Source organism: Serratia sp. NCCP-200 (genome assembly GCF_059697885.1).
Genome location: NZ_BAAKUJ010000010.1, coordinates 148,048 through 170,580, shown reverse-complemented (window position 1 = coordinate 170,580; position 22,533 = coordinate 148,048). Strand labels below are relative to the sequence as shown.

At 55.5% G+C, this 22,533-nt stretch carries 18 protein-coding genes and 3 tRNA genes; 17 read left to right on the top strand and 4 right to left on the bottom strand.

The window, feature by feature from the left end; translation table 11 throughout:
• Positions 1-353: 353 nt before the first annotated feature.
• Positions 354-1,331, top strand: a complete 978-nt coding sequence (epmA, locus tag AC6HVW_RS24195; protein WP_021807574.1) for an elongation factor P--(R)-beta-lysine ligase — start codon at positions 354-356, stop codon at positions 1,329-1,331.
• 50 nt (positions 1,332-1,381) lie between these two features.
• Here the strand turns inward: epmA and mscM are convergent, their stop codons facing one another.
• The 3 genes from mscM to rsgA all read right to left on the bottom strand — a co-directional run bounded on the left by mscM (position 1,382) and on the right by rsgA (position 6,747).
• On the bottom strand, positions 1,382-4,735 hold the full coding sequence (mscM, locus tag AC6HVW_RS24190; protein ID WP_071682926.1) for a miniconductance mechanosensitive channel MscM: 3,354 nt from the start codon (positions 4,733-4,735) through the stop codon (positions 1,382-1,384).
• 4 nt (positions 4,736-4,739) lie between these two features.
• A complete protein-coding gene (gene asd / locus AC6HVW_RS24185; protein ID WP_071682925.1) occupies positions 4,740-5,633 on the bottom strand; it encodes an archaetidylserine decarboxylase in 894 nt (297 codons plus the stop codon).
• 64 nt (positions 5,634-5,697) lie between these two features.
• A complete protein-coding gene (rsgA, locus tag AC6HVW_RS24180) occupies positions 5,698-6,747 on the bottom strand; it encodes a small ribosomal subunit biogenesis GTPase RsgA (protein ID WP_021182110.1) in 1,050 nt (349 codons plus the stop codon).
• 162 nt (positions 6,748-6,909) lie between these two features.
• Here rsgA and orn point away from each other — a divergent pair, with 162 nt between their 5' ends.
• From orn to AC6HVW_RS24160, 4 genes are all read left to right on the top strand, one after another.
• Positions 6,910-7,455 carry an oligoribonuclease gene (orn, locus tag AC6HVW_RS24175; RefSeq protein ID WP_021182111.1) on the top strand — a complete coding sequence of 182 codons (546 nt, stop codon included), beginning with the start codon at positions 6,910-6,912 and terminating at the stop codon, positions 7,453-7,455.
• 180 nt (positions 7,456-7,635) lie between these two features.
• Positions 7,636-7,711: transfer RNA gene (locus tag AC6HVW_RS24170), tRNA-Gly, on the top strand.
• A 64-nt stretch (positions 7,712-7,775) separates the two neighbouring features.
• Positions 7,776-7,851, top strand: a tRNA-Gly gene (locus AC6HVW_RS24165).
• 55 nt (positions 7,852-7,906) lie between these two features.
• Positions 7,907-7,982: transfer RNA gene (locus AC6HVW_RS24160), tRNA-Gly, on the top strand.
• Positions 7,983-8,270: 288 nt separating this feature from the next.
• Here AC6HVW_RS24160 and queG read toward each other — a convergent pair.
• A complete protein-coding gene (queG, locus tag AC6HVW_RS24155; protein ID WP_059199518.1) occupies positions 8,271-9,410 on the bottom strand; it encodes a tRNA epoxyqueuosine(34) reductase QueG in 1,140 nt (379 codons plus the stop codon).
• On the opposite strand from queG, the gene nnr reads away from it, so the two are divergent.
• The 12 genes from nnr to nsrR all read left to right on the top strand — a co-directional run bounded on the left by nnr (position 9,409) and on the right by nsrR (position 22,506).
• Positions 9,409-10,923, top strand: a complete 1,515-nt coding sequence (nnr, locus tag AC6HVW_RS24150) for a bifunctional ADP-dependent NAD(P)H-hydrate dehydratase/NAD(P)H-hydrate epimerase (protein ID WP_497569720.1) — start codon at positions 9,409-9,411, stop codon at positions 10,921-10,923. The genes queG and nnr overlap by 2 nt on opposite strands.
• A gap of 10 nt (positions 10,924-10,933) precedes the next feature.
• Positions 10,934-11,404 (top strand): tRNA (adenosine(37)-N6)-threonylcarbamoyltransferase complex ATPase subunit type 1 TsaE, encoded by a 471-nt coding sequence (gene tsaE, locus AC6HVW_RS24145; RefSeq protein ID WP_021807559.1) that lies wholly within the window; start codon positions 10,934-10,936, stop codon positions 11,402-11,404.
• Between the two features lie 7 nt (positions 11,405-11,411).
• The gene (gene amiB / locus AC6HVW_RS24140; protein WP_186486531.1) at positions 11,412-13,154 is read left to right on the top strand and encodes an N-acetylmuramoyl-L-alanine amidase AmiB; all 1,743 of its coding nucleotides are present in this window, start codon (positions 11,412-11,414) and stop codon (positions 13,152-13,154) included.
• Positions 13,155-13,182: 28 nt separating this feature from the next.
• Positions 13,183-15,045, top strand: coding sequence for a DNA mismatch repair endonuclease MutL (gene mutL / locus AC6HVW_RS24135; protein WP_186486532.1), 1,863 nt, complete (start codon positions 13,183-13,185; stop codon positions 15,043-15,045).
• The gene (miaA, locus tag AC6HVW_RS24130) at positions 15,038-15,979 is read left to right on the top strand and encodes a tRNA (adenosine(37)-N6)-dimethylallyltransferase MiaA (RefSeq protein ID WP_186486533.1); all 942 of its coding nucleotides are present in this window, start codon (positions 15,038-15,040) and stop codon (positions 15,977-15,979) included. The genes mutL and miaA overlap by 8 nt, the downstream gene beginning before the upstream one ends.
• Before the next feature lie 113 nt (positions 15,980-16,092).
• On the top strand, positions 16,093-16,404 hold the full coding sequence (gene hfq, locus AC6HVW_RS24125; protein WP_021179001.1) for an RNA chaperone Hfq: 312 nt from the start codon (positions 16,093-16,095) through the stop codon (positions 16,402-16,404).
• Between the two features lie 98 nt (positions 16,405-16,502).
• Positions 16,503-17,783, top strand: a complete 1,281-nt coding sequence (hflX, locus tag AC6HVW_RS24120; RefSeq protein WP_071682920.1) for a ribosome rescue GTPase HflX — start codon at positions 16,503-16,505, stop codon at positions 17,781-17,783.
• A 92-nt stretch (positions 17,784-17,875) separates the two neighbouring features.
• Positions 17,876-19,144 carry an FtsH protease activity modulator HflK gene (gene hflK / locus AC6HVW_RS24115; RefSeq protein WP_059199522.1) on the top strand — a complete coding sequence of 423 codons (1,269 nt, stop codon included), beginning with the start codon at positions 17,876-17,878 and terminating at the stop codon, positions 19,142-19,144.
• 3 nt (positions 19,145-19,147) lie between these two features.
• Positions 19,148-20,158 (top strand): protease modulator HflC, encoded by a 1,011-nt coding sequence (gene hflC / locus AC6HVW_RS24110; RefSeq protein ID WP_021807553.1) that lies wholly within the window; start codon positions 19,148-19,150, stop codon positions 20,156-20,158.
• 106 nt (positions 20,159-20,264) lie between these two features.
• Complete coding sequence (locus tag AC6HVW_RS24105; RefSeq protein ID WP_021179005.1) at positions 20,265-20,465, top strand: DUF2065 domain-containing protein; 201 nt, start codon at positions 20,265-20,267, stop codon at positions 20,463-20,465.
• A 97-nt stretch (positions 20,466-20,562) separates the two neighbouring features.
• The gene (locus tag AC6HVW_RS24100) at positions 20,563-21,861 is read left to right on the top strand and encodes an adenylosuccinate synthase (protein WP_024483338.1); all 1,299 of its coding nucleotides are present in this window, start codon (positions 20,563-20,565) and stop codon (positions 21,859-21,861) included.
• A gap of 219 nt (positions 21,862-22,080) precedes the next feature.
• Entirely contained in the window at positions 22,081-22,506 is a 426-nt protein-coding gene (gene nsrR, locus AC6HVW_RS24095) for a nitric oxide-sensing transcriptional repressor NsrR (protein ID WP_037376535.1), read from the top strand.
• Positions 22,507-22,533: the final 27 nt, after the last annotated feature.

Below are 22,533 nucleotides of genomic sequence, written 5' to 3'. Positions count from 1 at the left end.
TAATATTTATAAAGGTGCTTCGGGTGCTAAGCTAAATTCAGTGACTTTTTAAACTAAACACTAAGGATAGATTACCGCTACCGAATATAGGGTTATCACTATACCTAAAGTTAAGTAGTAGAAATTTGATGTGATCGATTGTTTTGCCTTTTAACCGTTACGCAAGAGGCATTCCTGCAAAAATAAGGTGTTGCCTCGCCTTTGTCTTTGATTAGCGCGATTGTCGGTGGTTTATATGGCTTATATGTTTTTTATGATTTTAATGTAGACCAGCGCACACAATAGCCAAGAATTTGTTTGCTTGAGAGGATGCGAGTAGACTGCACCCCCTGTTTGATTTCGGAGTAATTACCATGAGCGAAACGGCAAGCTGGCAGCCAAGTGCACCCATCGCCAATTTGTTGAAGCGCGCAGCGATACTGGCTGAGATCCGGCGTTTCTTTGCCGATCGTGGCGTATTGGAGGTGGAGACCCCGGCGATGAGCCAGGCGACAGTCACCGACATCCACCTGGTCCCGTTCCAGACGCGTTTCGTCGGCCCGGGCGCGGCAGATGGCCTGACGCTGTACATGATGACCAGCCCGGAATACCACATGAAGCGCCTGCTGGCGGCAGGGAGCGGCCCGATCTATCAGCTGGGGCGCAGCTTCCGTAATGAAGAAGCGGGGCGGCATCACAACCCTGAATTCACCATGCTGGAATGGTATCGCCCGCACTATGATATGTACCGCCTGATGAACGAGGTGGACGATCTGCTGCAACAGGTACTGGATTGCGACAGCGCCGAAACCCTGTCCTATCAGCAGGCGTTCCTGCGCCATCTGGATCTCGATCCGCTGTCGGCGGAGAAGGCACAGCTGCGTGAGGCTGCGGCCAAGCTCGATCTGAGCAACATTGCCGATACGGAAGAAGACCGCGATACCCTGCTGCAACTGCTGTTTACCGTGGGCGTCGAACCCCATATCGGCCGTGATAAACCGGCATTCGTTTACCACTTCCCGGCCTCACAGGCCTCGTTGGCAGAAATCAGCACCGAAGATCACCGTGTCGCAGAGCGGTTCGAGGTCTATTTCAAAGGTCTTGAGTTGGCGAATGGTTTCCGCGAGTTGACTGACGGCGATGAGCAGCGCCAGCGCTTTACGCAGGACAATCGTAAACGCGTGGCGCGTGGCTTGCCGGAGCACCCGATTGATAACAACCTGCTGGATGCCCTGAAGCATGGTATGCCGGAGTGTGCGGGCGTGGCATTGGGCGTCGATCGTTTGGTGATGTTGGCGTTGGGAGCCGAAAGCCTGAGCGAAGTGATCGCGTTTCCGGTCAGCCGGGCATAACGTTTTTGCCTCAATGAAAAAGGGTTCGGCTTGCCGAACCCTTTTTGCTTTTATAGCCCGCCCGACTCGCGGCGCGTGTTGCGCGGTGGAGTTGAAGGCGGTGTGCGGCCATTACTGGTCATGCGCGACAGCGTCTCGGTGCGAACCTGGAACGGTGGGTATGGCAGCGTGATGCCGTGTTCACGGTAACCCGCCAGGATCAACTGGTGGATCTCATGGCGTAACGGCATGCGGTGGCCCATTTCGGCGGCGTAGATACGCAGTTCGAAGATCTGAATACCCTGTTGCAGATCGACCAGATAGGCTTCCGGTGTTGGGTTATCCAGCACCAGTGAGCAACGTTCGGCTGAGTTGATCAGGATCTTGGTCACCTCTTCCGTATTCGCCTCTGCCGGTGCCGGTACGGTCAACACCACACGGGTCAGCGTGTCGGACAGCGACCAGTTGATAAACTGCTCGGTGATAAAGGCCTTGTTAGGCACGATAATCTCTTTGCGGTCCCAGTCTGAAATGGTAGTGGCACGGGTATTGATCTTGGTAACCGTGCCCGTCAGGTTACGGATTGTCACCGTATCGCCGATGCGGATCGGCTTTTCAAACAGAATGATCAGGCCTGAAATAAAGTTGGAGAAGATCTCCTGCATACCAAAGCCCAAGCCCACGCTGAGCGCGGTGACCACCCATTGCAGTTTCGACCACTCGATACCGATCCAGGAAAAGCTGAGGATCGCCCCGAACAGCAGCAACAGATACTTGGTGATGGTGGTAATGGCGTAGCCGGTGCCAGGCGTCAGATCCAGGTGCTGCAACACCGCCAACTCGAGCAACGCTGGCAGGTTACGCACCAGTTGCATGGTGACGATCAGCACCAGGATGGCGATCAGCAGTGCCCCCAAGGTGATCGGCTGAGCGATATCGATGCCATTCACCGTGGAATTGACATCCCAGAGCTTGATATTTTCCAGGAAGCCGAAGGCCGAGTGGATCTCTGACCACAGGACGATCACCGAGACCAGTGCCACCATCGTCAGGATCGAACGCACCAACCTCAGCGACTGGGCGCTGATGGCATCCAGATCGATTTCCGTTTCATCTACCTCAATCGCACCTTCGATGCTGTTAGGGGTATGTGTGGATTCTTCTTCGCCTTTGGCACGCTGCGCCAGGATATCGGCACGGCGTTGCTTGGCACGATCAAAGGCGATGCGACGCCGTTGGATCAGCATCCAGCGGCGGATAATGTGGTAAATCACCAACAGCAGGAACCAGATGGCAACCGAGGTCTCCAGGCGTGCCAGCAGCTTCTGTGCGGTGGTCAGATAGCCGACGGTGGAAGCCAGCGCAGCAATTAGCGGTGCGGAAAGCAACAGCCCCCACAACGCGGTGTTAATCAGGTTTTCGCCGGAGCCTTTGTTATCCAGATACAGTGGAATACCGGCCCGCTTCAAGCTGTTGGTGACCAGAGCCAGCGCCAGACAGAGCAGAATGAAGCACAGGCGGCCAAGGGTATTGGCGAATTCGCGATCGTTGAGATTGTCGAAGGTGATCAGCGCCATAATCAACGGCACGATCAGCCAGATCGACATCTGGTAATAACGCATGGCGCGGGAAACCTGCTTCACCGGCCAGCCGAAATGCACGATGAACAACCCCTGCGGATGGGCGAAGGCGGCGCTGATCATACAGATCCACAACACTGGCAGCGTGGCGGTGACGCCCTCACCAATTGCGACAGCAACCGGATACGGCCAGGCATTCTGCAAGCCGAAGCCCAGCGCTGCCCACAAGACCGGCAGCGGCAAGGCCACCAGGATTGACCAAAATACGGTACGCAGCGTCAGCAGGAATTCATCTTGCGTGACCTTGCCTACTCTACTGCTGGCCCGTGCCAGGAACGCATGGTAATGCTTGCGCGAACTGATGCTGAAAATCACCAACAGCACCGCACCAAACAGCGGGATCAAGGTTTCCCGGCTAGTGACCATCATCACGAAAGCGCCGCTGAGCTGCGTCAGGGTATCCAGTGACAGTACACGGGTCAGATCCTGTGCCACATTGAGCGGATACGACAGGGTGATGGGGCTGACGTCTGGTACCCAGAACAGGTAACGGTGCGCTGCATCCTGAATTTCGTTCAGCGCATCGACCAACTGGGTGTTGGCCACCTTCAGCTTGGTCAGCTCAAGGATCTGGGTATCGCAGCCGGAAAGCAGCGAATTCAGTAGCTCACGCTGGGTGCGTAGCTGGGCATCGACGATACGCTGCTGGGCGCTGGTCAGGGGGCTACCGTCGTCTTGTTTAAGCTCTTTGGCTCGCTGAGGCAGGCTTTCCAGCTGGTTTTCAAAATTCAGGCGTTGAACACGCAGATCGGCCATGGCGCTGTCCAACTGCCGGGGTTTTGGCATTTCAGGCAAGATGGCGACCTGGGCGCGCAGGGTTTCCCCCAGTGCAGTAGAGGCGCTCAACCATTGGGACTGCTCAATGATGGTGCTCAATGCCTGGCGTACCTGCAGCGTTTGTGCGGCGGCCTGGCGCTGTTGGGAAGAGATCAGATCCATCTGTTGCGCCTGATCGTTCAGCGCAGCAGAAAGTTCACGGTTGATTTGCAGCTGCTTGCGCAGGCTGGCGGGTAAATCGCCATTCTGTTCGGCCAATTGCTCGGTTTTTTCCAGCGCCCGTTCCGCTTCACGTTGGCGTTGGCTGTTGAGGTTGTTACGCAGCGCCTGTAACTGGACATCAATTTTTTCATGCCGCGTTTTGTAGACATCGGCACGCATCCGCGCCAGTTCCTGGCGGTTATTGGCCGAGAGTTGAGCCAGATCCAGCTCATCCACTTTCGCTTTACGTGCCGCCGCTTCTGCTTGTAACAGAGCAAGCTGTGCCAGTGCCAATGGCGTGGTTTGGTTATTGCCCTGAGCCTGTAGGCGGCGCTGAACTTCCGTTAATGCGCGCCGAGCTTCGGTTTGTTGCTGTGGCAGTTGGCTGAGAGAGTCGCTGATCTCGCGTGTCCGGTCCTGCTCCTGTTGCAACAGGCGGGCCTGTTCCAGCAGTTGGCTGCTGGTTTGCAGGATTAACTGTTCCAGATCGCTGGCGGGAAGATTTTCGCCGTTGGGCAGGATTTTGGTTTCTTCAAGGGTGAGCTGGCGGCGCAGTTCCTGCGTCATCTTCGGGAAATCGTCGATCACCCGCTGATACTGCTGGGAATTGTTCTGCGACTCTTTACGTTCGGTGAGCCAGTTGATGGCGCTTTGCAGCGCCTCAACCGTTTCCGCCTGATTAGGCGCGTTTTTATTGCCCTCGGCCAGCTTCAGTTCTTGCCGTAACTGGGACTCGTTGGGGATCGCGGCGGCGAGAGCCGGCTGGATCAGTAGCAGGCTGAGCAATAAAGCGATAATCAGGCGCACAGCATCAATTCCCTTCGAAGGTGGCTTCTGGCGCGGCTGCGGCTTCAGCAAAAGCCTGGCCCATCCGGGTTACGGTGCCGTTGTTCAGGTGCGGAGCGAACTGTACGCTGCCAGGTGTGAACAGGTTGATGACCGTGGAACCGAGTTTGAAGCGGCCCATCTCTTCACCTTTAACCAGTTGGATCGCGCCTTCCATGCCTTCGGCTGGATAGGTCCAGCGGCGGATGATGCCTTCGCGGGGGGGCGTTACAGTACCGGCCCAGACGGTTTCGATGCTGCCCACAATAGTCGCGCCGACCAGGATCTGCACCATCGGCCCAAAGGCGGTATCGAATACGCAGATCACACGCTCATTGCGCGCAAACAGATTCGGCACGTTGGCGGCAGTTAGCGGATTGACCGAGAACAGATCGCCCGGCACGTAGATCATTTCGCGCAGTACGCCGTCACAAGGCATATGGACACGGTGATAGTCGCTTGGGGCCAAATAGGTGGTGGCGAACAGGCCGTTACGGAAAGGCTCCGCCAACAGATAGTTACCGGCCAACAAGGCTTCCAGCGTGTAGTTATGGCCTTTGGCCTGGAAAATCTGATCGTCACGGATCGCACCGAGCTGGCTGATGGCACCATCTGCCGGCAGTGCCAGTACGTGAGGCTCCGTTACGATCGGGCGTGCGCCATCACGTAATGGACGAACGAAGAATTCATTGAACGTGGCATAGGAGGCTAAATCCGGGTTCTGTGCTTCCTGCATCTGCACGCGGTAATAGCGGGCAAACGCTTTTACCACCAGCTTAGTCAGCCAACCGGCCTTTTTATCTGCGCCCCAGCCCGCCAGGCGGGTTAACGCCAGCTTTGGCAGCCAATACTGTAATTTAATCTTGATGCTATCCAGCACATTAACCTCTTGAAAGGGGATATAAGGGCGAGGGTGGCGATTAGCGCAACCCCCGCACTGTGGATCAGTTATCTGCGTCCGGGAAGTTTTTGCGGGTTTTAACCTGCGCCATGCTTTCCAGGATGCGGTGATAGTTGTCGAAACGCTCTTTGGCTATCGCGCCACTTTCCATCGCGGCGCGAATGGCGCAGCCCGGATCGGTGTCGTGGCGGCAGTCACGGAATTTACAACCGCCCAAATAGTCGCGGAATTCGACATAGGCCTGGGTGACCTGCTCTGGCTCCAGATGCCACAGACCAAATTCACGCACGCCGGGGGAGTCAATAACATCACCGCCATGTTGGAAGTGATACAACCTCGCCGCCGTGGTGGTATGTTGCCCCAGGCCGGAGACGTCGGAAACCTGATTTACCAGGATTTGCTTTTCCGTCTGCGGCAGCAGGGCGTTCAACAGGCTGGATTTGCCCACGCCGGACTGCCCGGCAAAGATACTGATGCGGTCGACCAGCGCCTGCTCAAAGGCTTCCATCCCTTCGCGGGTCTGGCTGGACACTTCGAGAACGCGGTAACCAATATGGCGATAGATGTCCATCATTCCGTCGACTACCTTACGCGCTGCGGCGTCCAGCAGGTCGATTTTGTTGAGCACGATCAGCGGCTCGACTTGCAGCGTTTCGCAGGCGACCAGATAGCGATCGATCATATTGAGTGAAAGTTCGGGCAAAATGGCCGACACGATGACGATCTGATCGATATTGGCGGCGATGGGTTTAACGCCGTCATAGAAATCAGGGCGGTTCAGCACCGAGGTGCGTTCATGCACCGCTTCTACGATGCCTTTGACCCCCGCATGAGTGCCTACTCCAGGGCGCCAGACCACGCGATCGCCGGTAACCAGCGAACGTAGGGTGCGGCGAATGTTGCAGCGATGCTGGACGCCGTCTGCGGCTTCCACGTCGGCATGCATGCCAAAGCGGCTGATGACGATCCCGTCTTGCGGTTCGCCCAATTGGGAATCATCCAGCTCCGGCTTGTTGTCAGTACGCTTCAGGCGACGCTGATGGTTGGCCTGTACGCGGCGTTCTTGACCTTTGGACAGTTTGTTCTTACTCACTGAGCCTCACTTGAATCGGCATTTATCGCTCGGGGCGAGCAAAAAGGCTATGATACACGCTATTTTATATTAAATAACCGTTCTTGACCGCCACGCACGCTGGCATTAGCCGCGGGTTTGCCCGTGGTTTGTTTATCTTTCGGCTTTTACGCAGGAAAAATCATGACAGGAAACGAAAACAACCTGATTTGGATCGATCTGGAGATGACCGGGTTGGACCCTGAACGCGATCGTATTATCGAGATCGCGACATTGGTGACCGATGCCAATTTGAATATCCTTGCCGAAGGACCGGTGATCGCGGTGCATCAATCAGATGAGCAACTGGCGCGAATGGATGACTGGAATGTGCGCACGCATACCGGCAGTGGGCTGGTGGAGCGCGTTAAAGCCAGCAAACATGACGATCGTGCCGCCGAGTTGGCGACTATCGCTTTCCTGCAAGCGTGGGTGCCAGCAGGTAAATCACCTATCTGTGGCAACAGCGTTGGCCAGGATCGCCGTTTCCTGTTCCGTTATATGCCGCTGCTGGAGGCCTACTTCCATTACCGTTATCTGGATGTCAGCACCCTGAAAGAGCTGGCGCGCCGCTGGAAACCGGAGATCCTGCCAGGCTTCAAGAAGCAGGGCACTCACCAGGCGTTGGATGATATCCGCGAATCCGTTGCGGAACTGGCGTACTACCGCGAGCATTTTATTCAGCTGTAACGCATGCAGTGCCCCTGAAAGCCTTGCTGTCGCTTAATTCACCATTTCGGTGCTTAAAGCAGCAATCAGACAAAATTAGCGTTTTTTTGCTTTCAGGGGCTTGCGGCGAAAAGGATTTCTCGTATAATGCGCACCCCGTACCGATGAAGAATTTCGTTTCATTCACCATCGTTACGCCGGGCGGGAATAGCTCAGTTGGTAGAGCACGACCTTGCCAAGGTCGGGGTCGCGAGTTCGAGTCTCGTTTCCCGCTCCAACTTCAAAAATGCTGCTGATGTAGCATGATGAAGAAAAAGTAGTTAAAGTAACACCCATGCGACGCGGGAATAGCTCAGTTGGTAGAGCACGACCTTGCCAAGGTCGGGGTCGCGAGTTCGAGTCTCGTTTCCCGCTCCAAAAATTTCAAAGGCCATGTTGTTCATTGTTGGCCGCATGCTTCAAGCATATCAATGCGGGAATAGCTCAGTTGGTAGAGCACGACCTTGCCAAGGTCGGGGTCGCGAGTTCGAGTCTCGTTTCCCGCTCCAAATTTATCTCCAGTTTACATTCAATCCTACGCCGCTTCCGGTGTGACTTTCGCTCAGTTATACATACTCAGAAAATAGGTTGTGAACAGAGTTATCCACAGATTCTGTACATAATACCTTCTGTGCAAAATTGCAACGCCTCACAAATGAAATTTATATCTTATTGATAATAATCAATATTTATTTCTTATAAAACGTTATCTCGATCACTTGCTCTTTTTGTGACGCTTGAAAGACAACGCATTTTTATTTTTATGCACAAATCCACAGGGAGAGTCTGAGGGGTTTCTAGGCATCCCTCGGTAATCCTTTCTCGACCGCCCGAATTAAACGTTTTTTCTGCATCGTCTGCACCTCAACTGCCAGGGCTTCACGGCGTGCAAGCTGTTGAGCCAGTGCCCAACTGATGTGCTCGTCCAGCATCGGATCCTGACCCTGCCGGGTCTGCAAGCTGATAACGATCTGATCCAGATAAGGGGCGTTGCCGAGTGCTACCGCGATATTGCGTAACCAGCGCAAATGGCCGATACGCCGGATGGCAGAGCCTTCGGTGATACGGAGAAACTTCTCCTCATTCCAGCCAAACAGCTCGATCAGTTGCGGGGCATGCAGCGCAGCGCGAGGGCTGAAATCGTCTTCATCCGTCAACTGCGAGAAGCGGTTCCACGGGCAAATGAGCTGGCAATCGTCGCAGCCGTAGATTCTATTGCCCATCAGAGGGCGGAATTCTTCTGGAATAGCACCTTCCAGCTCGATGGTCAGATAGGAGATGCAGCGCCGGGCATCGACGGTGTAAGGGGCAACTATCGCACCGGTGGGGCAAGTGGTGATGCAGGCGACACAGCGGCCACACTGCTCTTCCTGCGGCTTATCCACCGGCAGGGGCAGATCGATTAACAACTCGCCCAGGAAAAACCAGGAACCGGCGTCGCGGTTGAGGATCAGTGAGTGTTTACCAACCCAGCCAATGCCGGCTTTTGAGGCCAAGGCTCGCTCCATGATGGGGGCCGAGTCCACAAAGGGCCGGAAATTCAGTTCACCGCAGTAAGCCTGGATTTGATCGCCGAGTTTTTTTAGCCGCTGGCGTAGCAGCTTATGATAGTCACGCCCCAGCGCATAACGGCTAACGTAGCCCAACTGCGGGTTTTTTAACGTACTGGCGAACGCGGCTTTCGCGGGGAGATAGTTCATGCGCACGCTGATCACCCGCAGTGTGCCGGGCAATAATTCATGTGGCCGCGCGCGCATCATGCCGTGACGTGCCATCCACTCCATCTCGCCGTGGTATTGCTTATCCAGCCACGCCTGCAATCGGGGTTCTTCCGCGCTGAGATCGGTATCGCAGATCCCCACCTGCTGGAATCCTAGCGATTGCCCCCATTGCTTGATATGTTGGGCTAGTTGATCGAGATCGAGGGGGTGTGTCATGACGGGCCATAGTGAGAAACAATACTGTTCCAGTTTACCACACTCTGTTTGGTCTGCAGACTGGATCCGCCAGGCAGAACCTGCTGCTGCCGCATCGCTGGGCCTCTCCTTGTATTCGTTAATGCAGCGTGCCGGTGCGGCGGCTTATGAGCTGACGTGCGACCGGTATCCGGCCAGCAGGCATTGGCTGGTGCTGTGTGGGCATGGCAATAACGGTGGCGATGGTTATGTGGTTGCTCGTCTGGCCCGTGCGGCGGGTATCAAGGTGACGCTCATTGCCTGCGAAGGCGTTCGTCCATTGCCACCAGAGGCTGCCAACGCCCGGCAAGCCTGGTTGGCAAGTGGCGGAGAAGTCCTGCCCGCGACCAGCCGTTGGCCAGAGGATGTCGATCTCATCATTGATGGTTTATTAGGCACCGGATTGGGGGCGGCCCCCAGAGCGCCCTATGATGCCCTGATCGAAGCGGCCAACCGAGCCGAGGCGCCAGTGGTTGCTCTGGATATCCCTTCTGGCCTGCTGGCTGAAAGCGGAGCCGTGCCGGTAGTCTCGATCCGTGCGGCCCATACGCTGACTTTTATTGCACTCAAACCAGGGTTGCTGACCGGGCAGGCGCGTGATTGGGTGGGGCAACTGCATTACAGTACGCTAGGATTAGCGGATTGGCTGACAACACAGTCCCCGCAGATCGAGCGTATTACGGCTGACGATTTGGGCAGATGGCTGAAGCCTCGCCGCCCTTGTTCTCATAAAGGGGAGCATGGTCGTTTACTGCTGATGGGTGGCGATCACGGTTTTGGCGGAGCCATCCGCATGGCAGCGGAAGCCGCACTGCGTACCGGGGCTGGACTAGTGCGAGTGCTTACTCACAGTGAGAACATTGGGCCGCTGCTGACCGCCCGGCCTGAGTTGATGGTGCAACGCCTGAGTAATGATATCCTGCAACAGGCGCTGGACTGGGCCGATGTGGTCGTGATTGGCCCGGGGCTTGGCCAGGGCGATTGGGGCCGCAACGCGTTGCAACAGCTGCAAGCCAGTGATAAACCAACATTATGGGACGCTGATGCGCTTAACTTACTGGCATTACACCCCGAGAAGCGTCAGAATCGTATTATTACCCCGCATCCTGGTGAAGCCGCGCGATTATTGAGCTGCCGCACCGCTGATATTGAGAGTGATCGCTTACTTGCAACCCGCAGGTTGGTCGCGCAATACGGCGGCGTTGTGGTGCTGAAAGGCGCAGGTACCTTGATCGCCGATGAGCATGGACAGATGGCGATCGCCGACGTTGGTAATGCTGGCATGGCATCCGGTGGCATGGGAGATGTGCTGTCGGGTATCATTGGCGGTTTGCTGGCGCAAAAGCTACCGCTGTATGATGCTGCCTGCGCGGGCTGCGTAGTGCACGGTGCAGCGGCAGATCAGGTTGCTGCAAAACAAGGAACAAGGGGATTACTGGCCACCGATCTGCTGGCGGTGATCCCTCATTACGTTAACCCTGAGTTGGCAAAATAGACATTATCGAATGAAAGAACTCGTTTTACCGCTGCCGGATGAGGCAGCCACAGTCGCACTGGGGGCCGTCTTGGCCCAAGCGTGCGATCGTGCCAGCGTGATTTATCTTTATGGGGATTTGGGTGCCGGTAAAACCACCTTCAGCCGCGGCTTTCTGCAGGCGTTAGGCCATCAGGGCAATGTGAAAAGCCCAACCTATACGCTGGTGGAACCTTATGCGCTGCAACCGCTGGCGGTCTATCACTTTGATCTTTATCGCTTGGCCGACCCGGAAGAACTCGAATTTATGGGTATTCGCGACTATTTTGCCCAGGACTCGATTTGCCTGGTGGAGTGGCCGCAGCAGGGCACCGGCGTGCTGCCCGATCCCGATCTGGAACTGCATCTCAGTTACCAAGACGAAGGTCGTCAGGCGAAGCTCCAGGCGGTTTCCGCCTACGGCGAACACTTATTAGAAAGTATCCAGAGGCAACAAGGATGACGCAGCAATGATGTATGGGTTAAGAAGATTTGCTGTAATTGCCTTGCTTGCGTTGCTGGGGCCGTTTGGTGCCTGGGCGGCATCGTCCCTCTCCGACGTCAAAGTGACCAATGCTCAGCGTGAAGCCACGGTGTCAGTGAGCTTTACTGGCCCTCCCTCGTATAGCTTCTCAACCATACATGGTCCAGAACGGGTGGTCCTGGATGTGAACCAAACGGGTAAAGTGGGCGGCCTACCGTTGAACTTCAGCGGCCAAAACCTGGTAAAAAGTATTCGTTCCAGCAAGCCGAAAGATGCGCAAAGCGTCCGCTTGGTGTTTGATTTAACCCAACGTGCCAAAACCCGTGTGGCGACGCGCCAAGAGGGCAACAGTTACATCGTCGTCTTCACCATCACCTCAGAAGCCAAGACGACGACTAACACCGTCCGTAAGGCGCCGGTTCCTGTGCCTGTGCCGGTGGTGAATGAGCCAGTACGTAAAGCGCCTGTCACGTCAAGTAGCGCCAATCCATTTACTCCGAAGTCGGCTGCGGTATCAGGCACGGCTACCAGCATTACCCCACGTAGCAGCCGGGTGTCCGCCGGTTCTGGCGATCGGGTGGTGGTGGCGATCGACGCCGGCCATGGTGGACAGGATCCTGGCGCCATCGGGCCAAACGGTCTGAAAGAGAAAAACGTCACCATTGCTATCGCGCATCGTCTGCGTGCGTTGTTGGATGCCGATCCGATGTTCAAAGCGGTGATGACGCGTAACGGGGATTACTTTATTTCGGTGATGGGCCGTTCTGATGTGGCGCGCAAGCAGGGGGCCAACGTGTTGGTGTCCATCCATGCGGATGCCGCGCCGAATCGTAGCGCCAAAGGGGCTTCGGTTTGGGTATTGTCCAATCGCCGGGCTAACAGCGAGATGGCTGGTTGGTTGGAACAGCACGAGAAACAGTCCGAACTGCTGGGCGGTGCGGGCGATCTGTTGGCTAACAGCCAGGCCGACCCTTATCTGAGCCAGGCGGTGTTGGATCTGCAGTTCGGTCATTCGCAGCGCGTCGGTTATGACGTGGCCGTTAAGGTATTACAGCAGTTACAGGTCGTAGGTTCATTGCACAAACGCCGTCCGGAACACGCCAGCCTGGGAGTGCTGCGTTCACCGGATATTCCATCTTTACTGGTGGAAACCGGGTTTATCAGTAATAGCACGGAGGAGCGACTGCTGGGCAGTAGCGCATATCAGGATAAAATTGCACGGGCGATCCACAACGGCCTGCGCAGTTATTTCCTGGCGCATCCGCTACAAGCCGACCCAAAGGTGGAAAACCGCCCGCTGGACGTCGCAGCGGCGGTTAACTCCACGACAGACGATCTCAGACAGCCTGAGCCGGTGACCAGCCGGGCCAGAAGCAGCGCCAGCGTAGGAAAAACGCAGATCCATGTGGTGAAGCGGGCGGAAACGCTTTCCGGCATTGCCGATAGTTATGGCACCAGTATGGCGGCGCTACGTGAGCTGAACAAACTGAAAAAAGATGGCGTCTGGGTTGGCCAGCGTCTGAAGGTCCCCGCCGGGAAAAAGGCGGCAGCACCGGTTCAGGCCAAGGCCAAGGCAAAAAGCGCTAAACCGAGCAAACATAAGGTGACTCGCGGTGATACGCTGTCATCCATCGCCGCGAAATATGGCGTCAGCGTCAGCGAGCTTAAACGGGTTAACAAATTAAAGTCGGATGTTGCGCCGCTGGATCGGACGCTGATCATTCCGTAGGCTTGATGCCAACAACAGAGGGAGCCCCATGCCTATCCAGGTGTTACCGCCACAGCTAGCCAACCAGATTGCCGCCGGAGAAGTGGTCGAACGGCCTGCGTCGGTAGTCAAAGAGCTGGTAGAAAACAGCCTGGATGCCGGGGCAACGCGGATTGATATTGATATCGAACGCGGCGGGGCCAAACTGATCCGAATCCGTGATAACGGTTGCGGCATTGCCAAAGCCGACCTGGCCTTGGCCCTGGCGCGCCATGCCACCAGTAAAATCAGTACGCTTGACGATCTGGAGGCCATAGTCAGCCTGGGCTTTCGCGGCGAAGCGTTGGCCAGTATCAGCTCGGTGTCACGCCTGATATTGACTTCACGCACGGCGGAACAGAGCGAAGCCTGGCAAGCCTACGCGGAAGGGCGCGATCAGGCGGTCACCGTCAAACCGGCAGCTCATCCGGTGGGCAGCACGCTCGAAGTACTCGATCTGTTTTACAACACCCCCGCACGGCGCAAATTCATGCGCACCGAAAAAACCGAATTTGGCCATATCGACGAAGTAGTGCGGCGCATTGCGCTGGCGCGTTTCGATGTGGCGATCAACCTCAGCCATAACGGCAAGCTGATGCGTCAGTACCGCGCGGCAAAAGAAGAAAGCCAGCATGAGCGGCGTCTGGCCAGCATTTGTGGCCCGGCCTTCTTGCAGCATGCGTTGGCGATTTCCTGGCAGCATGGCGATCTCAGCATCCGCGGCTGGGTGGCGGACCCGCAGGGAGCGCGTCAGCTTGGCGAAATTCAGTATTGCTATGTCAACAGCCGGATGATGCGCGATCGGCTGATTAATCATGCCATTCGTCAGGCGTATCAGGATCAGTTGAAAGACGATCAACTGCCTGCCTATGTGCTGTATCTGGAAGTGGATCCGCATCAGGTGGATGTCAACGTTCATCCGGCCAAGCATGAGGTGCGTTTTCATCAGGCTCGGCTGGTACATGATTTTATCTACCAGGCGGTTACCACGGTGTTGCAGCAGGCGGGTAATGTCACGCTGCCATTGGCTGAAGAGTCCTCAGAGCAGGAGGCGCCCATCTGGCAGCCCGAGAATCGCGTTGCTGCCGGTGGCAACCACTTCTCCCAGCCTGCGCCACAGCGTGAACGTCAGCCTGCTCAACCCTCCGTTGCCCGTGAACGTGCCCCGCAGCCAGCCTATCAGGCCGGTGCGGGTTACCAAAAGCGTGAAGGCGAGCTGTATGGCAAGCTGTTGCAGGCTACTCCGCCAGCAGATACGGTAAAACAGCCGCTGTTCCCGCCGGTTAACGCCGTGCAGGAAACCCCGCTCGCTGGTAGTCAGCACAGTTTTGGCCGCGTTCTGATGATTTGCCCGCCGAGCTATGCGCTGGTTGAACAGCGTCAGCAGTTGGCGTTACTGAATCTGACCATGGCCGAACGTTGGCTGCGTCAGGCGCAGCTTTGCCCGCCGGAAGAGGGATTACGGCCGCAGCCGCTGCTGATCCCGATCAAGCTGACGTTGAATAAAAATGAAGCGGCCGCCTGTGTGCAACATCAGGCACTGCTGGTCAAAATGGGGTTGGAGCTGCAATCCGATCACGGTCGTGTGACGTTGCGCGCAGTACCTTTACCATTACGCCAACAAAATTTACAAAAGTTGATACCCGAGCTGTTAGGCTATCTGGCCGAACATCAGGAGATGTCGCCAACGGTGCTATCCATCTGGATCGCCAGCCAATTAGGCAGCGAACACGAAGTGTGGAACAGCTCGCAAGCGATACAATTGTTGACAGAAGTTGAACGACTTTGCCCGCAACTGGTCAAATCCCCTCCTGCCGCTCTTTTACAACCCGTTGATTTGCAGGCTGCATTGGCAGCGCTTAAGCATGACTGAAATTGAAATGAACCCTCGTCCCCCAGCCATTTTTATCATGGGGCCAACGGCCTCAGGCAAAACCGCCTTGGCGATGGCGCTGCGTGAGCGCTTGCCCGTCGAACTGATCAGTGTCGATTCCGCCCTGATTTATCGCGGTATGGATATTGGTACCGCCAAGCCCTCGGCGGAAGAGCTTGCCCTGGCACCACACCGTTTGATTGATATCCGCGATCCTGCGCAGGCGTACTCGGCGGCCGATTTTCGTGCCGATGCGTTGCGGGAAATGGCTGATATTACTGCCGCCGGACGTATTCCGCTGTTGGTGGGGGGCACAATGCTTTATTTTAAGGCGTTACTGGAAGGGTTATCGCCGTTACCCTCTGCCGATCCCGCAGTACGCGAGCGGATTGAGCAGCAGGCGGCGGAGCTTGGTTGGGAGGCTTTGCACCGCCAATTGCAGGCGATAGACCCGGTTGCCGCCTTACGTATTCATCCGAATGATCCACAGAGACTCTCCAGAGCACTGGAAGTTTTTTTGATTTCGGGTAAAACTTTAACTGAACTGACTAAAATTTCGGGTGAATCGTTGCCGTATCATGTTCACCAATTTGCGATAGCGCCAGTCAGCCGGGAGTTGTTGCATCAACGTATCGAGCTGCGGTTCAATCAGATGTTGGCGGCGGGTTTTGAGGCGGAAGCGCGTGCACTTTTTGCACGGGGTGATTTGCATACGGATTTGCCTTCCATTCGCTGTGTCGGTTATCGCCAGATGTGGTCATATTTTTCTGGCGAGATTAGTTACGATGAGATGGTTTTTCGAGGTATTTGCGCAACACGTCAGTTGGCCAAACGCCAGATGACCTGGTTACGGGGTTGGGAGTCGGTTCGGTGGTTGGACAGTGAAAAGCCGGGAGAGGCTTTAGACTCGGTAACACAGGTTGTTAGTGCATAGGTTGAGTGATTGTGTACAATTGATGAGTATTCAGCGCGCAAATTTTTTAGGTCGTTTATTTTGAGCCGACAGGTTCTTGGTTAAAAACAACAAACAAATAAGGAAAAGATAGAATGGCTAAGGGGCAATCTTTGCAAGATCCGTTCCTGAACGCATTGCGTCGTGAACGTGTTCCGGTTTCTATTTATTTGGTGAATGGTATTAAGCTGCAAGGCCAGATTGAGTCTTTTGACCAGTTTGTCATCCTGTTGAAGAACACGGTGAGCCAGATGGTTTATAAGCACGCTATCTCTACCGTTGTTCCATCGCGCCCGGTATCGCACCACAGCAACACCCCGAGCAGCGGCGGCACCAGCAATTATCACCATGGTAACAACCCGTCTGCGCCGCAACAGCCGCAGCAGGAAAGCGATGACGCTGAATAAAGCGCGTTGCGAGTCAACCATGACGGGGAGCATAAGCAGCGCAGTGCTGTTTATGTCCCCCAAACTCGCGGTTTTGTTCCGTTTGAGAGGTTGCACGCTTGTTTGACCGTTATGAAGCCGGTGAGCAGGCCGTCCTGGTTCATATCTATTTCTCGCAAGACAAAGATACAGAAGATCTCAGTGAGTTCGAATCGCTGGTGTCCTCTGCGGGCGTTGAGGCTTTGCAAGTGGTTACTGGTAGCCGCAAAGCACCTCACCCAAAATACTTTGTCGGTGAAGGAAAGGCCGAAGAAATTGCAGATGCGGTGAAAGCCAGCGGCGCGTCTGTTGTCCTGTTTGATCACGCCCTTTCCGCAGCGCAGGAGAGAAATCTCGAACGCCTGTGTGAATGCCGGGTGATCGATCGCACCGGGTTGATTCTCGACATCTTTGCCCAGCGTGCCCGTACCCATGAAGGTAAGCTGCAGGTAGAGTTGGCGCAATTGCGTCATATTGCCACTCGTCTGGTTCGTGGTTGGACTCACCTTGAACGTCAGAAAGGGGGGATTGGCCTACGCGGGCCGGGGGAGACTCAGTTAGAAACTGACCGTCGTCTGCTACGCGATCGCATCAGCCTGATCTTGCGCCGCCTTGAGCGCGTAGAGAAGCAGCGCGATCAAGGGCGACGAGCGCGTACCCGTGCCGATGTGCCAACCGTATCGCTGGTGGGTTACACCAACGCCGGCAAATCAACCCTGTTTAACCGAATTACGTCTGCCGGAGTGTATGTGGCGGACCAGCTATTTGCCACCCTGGATCCTACCCTGCGGCGTATTGACGTGGCGGACGTAGGCGATACCGTGTTGGCGGATACCGTAGGCTTTATCCGGCACTTGCCGCACGATCTTGTTGCCGCGTTCAAAGCGACACTGCAAGAGACGCGCCAGGCCTCTCTGTTGTTACATGTGATCGACGCTGCGGATACCCGGGTGGATGAAAACATTGAAGCGGTGAACTCCGTGTTGGCAGAGATTGAGTCGGATGAGATCCCTACACTGTTAGTGATGAACAAAATAGATATGCTGGATGATTTTGTCCCGCGTATCGATCGCAACGAGGAAAATTTACCGATCCGAGTGTGGCTGTCCGCCGCCAGCGGTGAAGGTATCCCGTTGCTATTTCAGGCGTTGACGGAGCGCTTATCGGGGGAAATCGCGCATTTTGAGCTGCGCTTACCGCCACAGGCAGGCCGTCTTCGTAGCCGTTTCTACAAGCTTCAGGCGATCGAAAAAGAGTGGAATGAAGAGGACGGCAGTATCGGCGTGGTGGTGCGTATGCCGATCGTGGAGTGGCGTCGCCTCTGCAAGCAGGAACAGGAACTGATTAACTTTATCGTATGATCATATCCTGTTACATTTGTGTGCCCGCTCAATAGAAGAGTGGGCTAAGCATTAGCCTGAAGTACCCAATCACAGAATAATGGAGCTAAAACATGGCGTGGAATCAGCCCGGTAATAACGGACAGGACCGCGACCCGTGGGGGAGCAGCAATAATAATGGCGGCAACTCTGGCGGTAACAATAAAGGCGGTCGCGATCAAGGGCCACCGGATTTAGACGATATCTTCCGCAAGCTGAGCAAGAAATTGAGCAGCCTGACCGGCGGTGGCAAAGGCTCCAACGGTAATAACGGCGGTGGCACGGGGTCAATCGGGCCGGGATTCAGTGGCAAGATTGTCGGCATCGCTGCGGTTGCGGTGGTGGTGATCTGGGCCGCCAGCGGTTTCTATACCATCAAAGAAGCCGAGCGTGGTGTAGTCACTCGCTTTGGTAAATTCAGCCATCTGGTGCAGCCAGGTCTGAACTGGAAACCGACGTTTATCGATCAGGTTCGCCCGGTTAACGTGGAGTCGGTCCGTGACCTGTCCGCGTCCGGTGTGATGCTGACTTCCGATGAGAACGTGGTGCGTGTCGAGATGAACGTGCAGTACCGCGTTTCCGATCCGGCAGCCTATCTGTTCAGCGTAACCGATGCCAACGACAGCCTGAGACAGGCGACAGACAGCGCATTGCGTGGTGTTATCGGTAAATACACCATGGACAAGATCCTGACCGAAGGCCGTACCATCGTCCGTAGCGACACTCAGCGTGTACTGGAAGATACCATCCGTCCGTACAAAATGGGTATCACTCTGCTGGACGTCAACTTCCAGGCTGCACGTCCGCCGGAAGAGGTGAAAGCCGCGTTTGATGATGCGATCGCCGCACGTGAGAACGAGCAGCAATCCATTCGTGAAGCAGAAGCTTACGCCAACGAAGTCCAGCCGCGTGCCAACGGTGCTGCACAGCGCCTGCTGGAAAATGCGCGCGCCTACCAGGCCCAGACCGTTCTGGAAGCCCAGGGTGAGGTTGCTCGTTTCGCCAAGCTGTTGCCGGAGTACAAAGCCGCACCGGAAATTACCCGTGAGCGTCTGTACCTCGAAACCATGGAAAAAGTGCTGAGCCACACCCGTAAGGTGTTGGTGGCAGACAATAAAGGCAATAACAATCTGATGGTGCTGCCACTGGATCAGATGCTGCGCGGTGCCGGTAAGTCGGCTACCGAAGGCAGCAAAGATGCCGGGCAGAACCTTCTCGCCCCTGCGCCAGCCTCGGCTCCTTCATCGGAGGCGAGCACCAGCAGTTCCAGCAGTGGTTCCATCATGGACCAACGCCGGGCTAATGCGCAGCGTAGCGACAACACACGCGTAGGGAGAGAATAATCAATGCGTAAGTCTTTCATAGTTATCCTCGCGGTGGTGTTGGTAGCCCTTTACGCCTCAATGTTTGTGGTTCAGGAAGGCGAGCGCGGCATCGTGCTGCGTTTCAGTAAAGTCCTGCGCGACAGCGAAAACAAACCGCTGGTTTATGCACCGGGTCTGCACTTCAAGATCCCGTTTATTGAAACCGTGAAAATGCTGGATGCTCGTATCCAGACCATGGACAACCAGGCCGATCGCTTCGTGACCAGCGAGAAGAAAGACCTGATCGTCGACTCCTATCTGAAATGGCGTATCAGTGATTTCAGCCGCTACTACCTGGCCACCGGTGGTGGTGACGTTTCTCAGGCGGAACTGCTGCTGAAACGCAAGTTCAACGACCGTCTGCGTTCCGAGATTGGCCGTTTGGACGTGCGTGATATCGTGACCGACTCCCGTGGCCGTCTGATGGCAGACGTGCGTGATGCGTTGAACACCGGTACCGTGGGTGACGGCGAAGAAGCCGCCGCTACCGAAGCCGATGACGCTATTGCTTCTGCTGCAGCCCGTGTTGAGCGTGAAACCAATGGCAAACAGCCAGCGGTTAACCCGAACAGCATGGCGGCACTGGGTATTGAAGTAGTGGACGTGCGTATCAAGCAGATCAACCTGCCTGCGGAAGTGTCCGATGCGATCTTCCAGCGTATGCGTGCAGAGCGTGAGGCGGTAGCCCGTCGTCACCGTTCACAAGGTAAGGAAGAGGCTGAGAAGCTCAAAGCCACCGCCGACTACGAAGTGACCCGTACCATCGCGGAAGCCGAGCGTCAGGCGCGTATCACCCGCGGTGCGGGCGATGCGGAAGCAGCTAAACTGTTTGCCGATGCCTTTAGTCAGGATCCGGATTTCTATGCTTTCATCCGTAGCCTGCGTGCTTATGAAACCAGCTTCGGCCCTGGCAACCAGGACGTGTTGGTGCTGAGCCCGGACAGCGATTTCTTCCGCTACATGAAGTCGCCGGTTGCTACGCGCAACAGATAACGTCAGCATGATGGCGATCCCCGATAGCTTTCAGGCCATGGTTTGAAACAACAGGGGTAGAACCAAGGCCCGTTTAAACGCGGGCCTTTCTTTTTTTGGGGGAAGGATGAATTCGACAATCTGGCTGGCGCTTGGGTTGGTTTTGGTGCTGGAAGGGCTGGGGCCGATGTTGTTCCCACAGGCTTGGCGTAAAATGGTTCAGACAATGTCGCAACTACCCGATGCTACGCTGCGGCGTTTTGGTGGGGGATTAGTGGTTGCAGGCTGTGTGATCTACTACATGTTGCGTGCACACACGGGGGTTTAAAGTTTAGCCGAAAAAGTACGCAATCGTATGCTAAAAGTGCTGAAACTGAAGAATTAGGGTGGTAGAATCCATTTTTAAGCAACCTGGTGATTTTAAAATGGGTAAGAACGTCGTCGTACTGGGCACCCAATGGGGTGACGAAGGTAAGGGTAAGGTCGTAGACCTGCTGACTGAACGGGCTCAATATGTTGTGCGCTACCAAGGTGGCCATAACGCTGGCCACACTCTGGTTATCAACGGTGAAAAAACCGTTCTTCATTTAATTCCTTCAGGTATCCTGCGTGAAAACGTGACCAGCGTCATCGGCAACGGTGTGGTTCTGGCCCCAGACGCGTTGATGAAGGAAATGGGTGAACTCGAAGCGCGCGGCATCCCGGTACGCGAACGTCTGTTACTGTCTGAAGCCTGCCCGCTGATCCTGCCTTATCACGTCGCTCTGGATAATGCGCGTGAGAAAGCGCGTGGTGCCAAAGCCATCGGCACCACCGGCCGTGGTATCGGCCCGGCTTACGAAGACAAAGTTGCCCGTCGCGGTCTGCGCGTGGGTGACCTGTTCGATAAAGCCACCTTCGCGACCAAGCTGAAAGACATCATCGATTACCATAACTTCCAACTGGTTAACTACTACAAAGTAGAAGCCGTCGATTACCAGACCACCCTTGATTATGTGCTGTCGATTGCGGATATCCTGACCGGGATGGTAGTAGACGTCTCCGAACTGCTGGACGGTGCGCGCAAGCGTGGCGATCTGATCATGTTCGAAGGTGCACAGGGTACGCTGCTGGATATCGATCACGGTACCTATCCGTACGTGACTTCTTCCAACACCACCGCGGGTGGCGTAGCAACCGGTTCTGGCATTGGCCCACGTTACGTGGACTACGTGCTGGGCATCGTGAAAGCCTATTCTACCCGTGTAGGTGCAGGCCCGTTCCCAACCGAACTGTTCGACGAAACCGGCGAATACCTGTGCAAACAGGGTAATGAGTTTGGTGCTACCACTGGCCGTCGCCGTCGTACCGGCTGGCTGGATGCGGTTGCCGTTCGCCGTGCCGTGCAGATCAACTCCCTGTCTGGCTTCTGCCTGACCAAGCTGGACGTGCTGGACGGCCTGAAAGAAGTGAAGATCTGTGTGGGCTATCGCATGCCGGACGGCCGCGAAATGACCACCACGCCGCTGGCTGCAGAAGGTTGGGAAGGTATCGAGCCAATCTACGAAACCATGCCGGGCTGGAGCGAAACGACCTTTGGTGTGAAAGACTACAGCAAACTGCCACAGGCAGCGCTGAACTACATCAAACGCATCGAAGAGCTGACCGATGTACCGGTAGATATCATCTCTACTGGCCCAGACCGTAGCGAAACCATGATCCTGCGCGATCCGTTCGACGCATAATCTGTTTGCCTACTGTCATCAAACAAACCGGGCCAAGTCCCGGTTTGTTTGCCTCATGTATCCTCCCCGATGGCGTTTTCACCTCACAAAATCCCTTCGTTGCTCCGGTTGAGAGTCACCTATGCGCTAAATAATTAGCTGCGAACTCTCCGGCTGGTTTATCATCCAATAAGATAGTAAAGAAAATCGCCGAAAATCGGCAGATACCCAGAGGTAAACGTGCAGTTAACAAGTTTTACTGACTATGGCCTACGGGCATTGATCTACATGGCATCATTGCCTGCGGACAAAATGACCAGCATCTCTGAAGTTACGGAGGTGTACGGAGTTTCCCGTAACCATATGGTAAAAATTATCAATCAGCTGAGCCGTGAAGGCTTTGTCACCGCCGTGCGGGGTAAAAACGGCGGTATACGGTTGGGTAAACCGGCTGAAAGCATCCGTATTGGCGACGTGGTGCGGGCGCTGGAGCCGCTTTCGTTGGTTAACTGCAGCGGCGATTTCTGCCATATCACCCCAGCCTGCCGTTTGAAGCAAGTGCTCCAGCAGGCGGTAAAGAATTTCCTTGAGGAGCTGGATAGTCACACATTGGCCGACATGGTCGAAGACAATTCACCGCTCTACAAGCTTTTGCTTGTCGAATAAAGCGTTACTGAGAAGACAAGGCTCAGC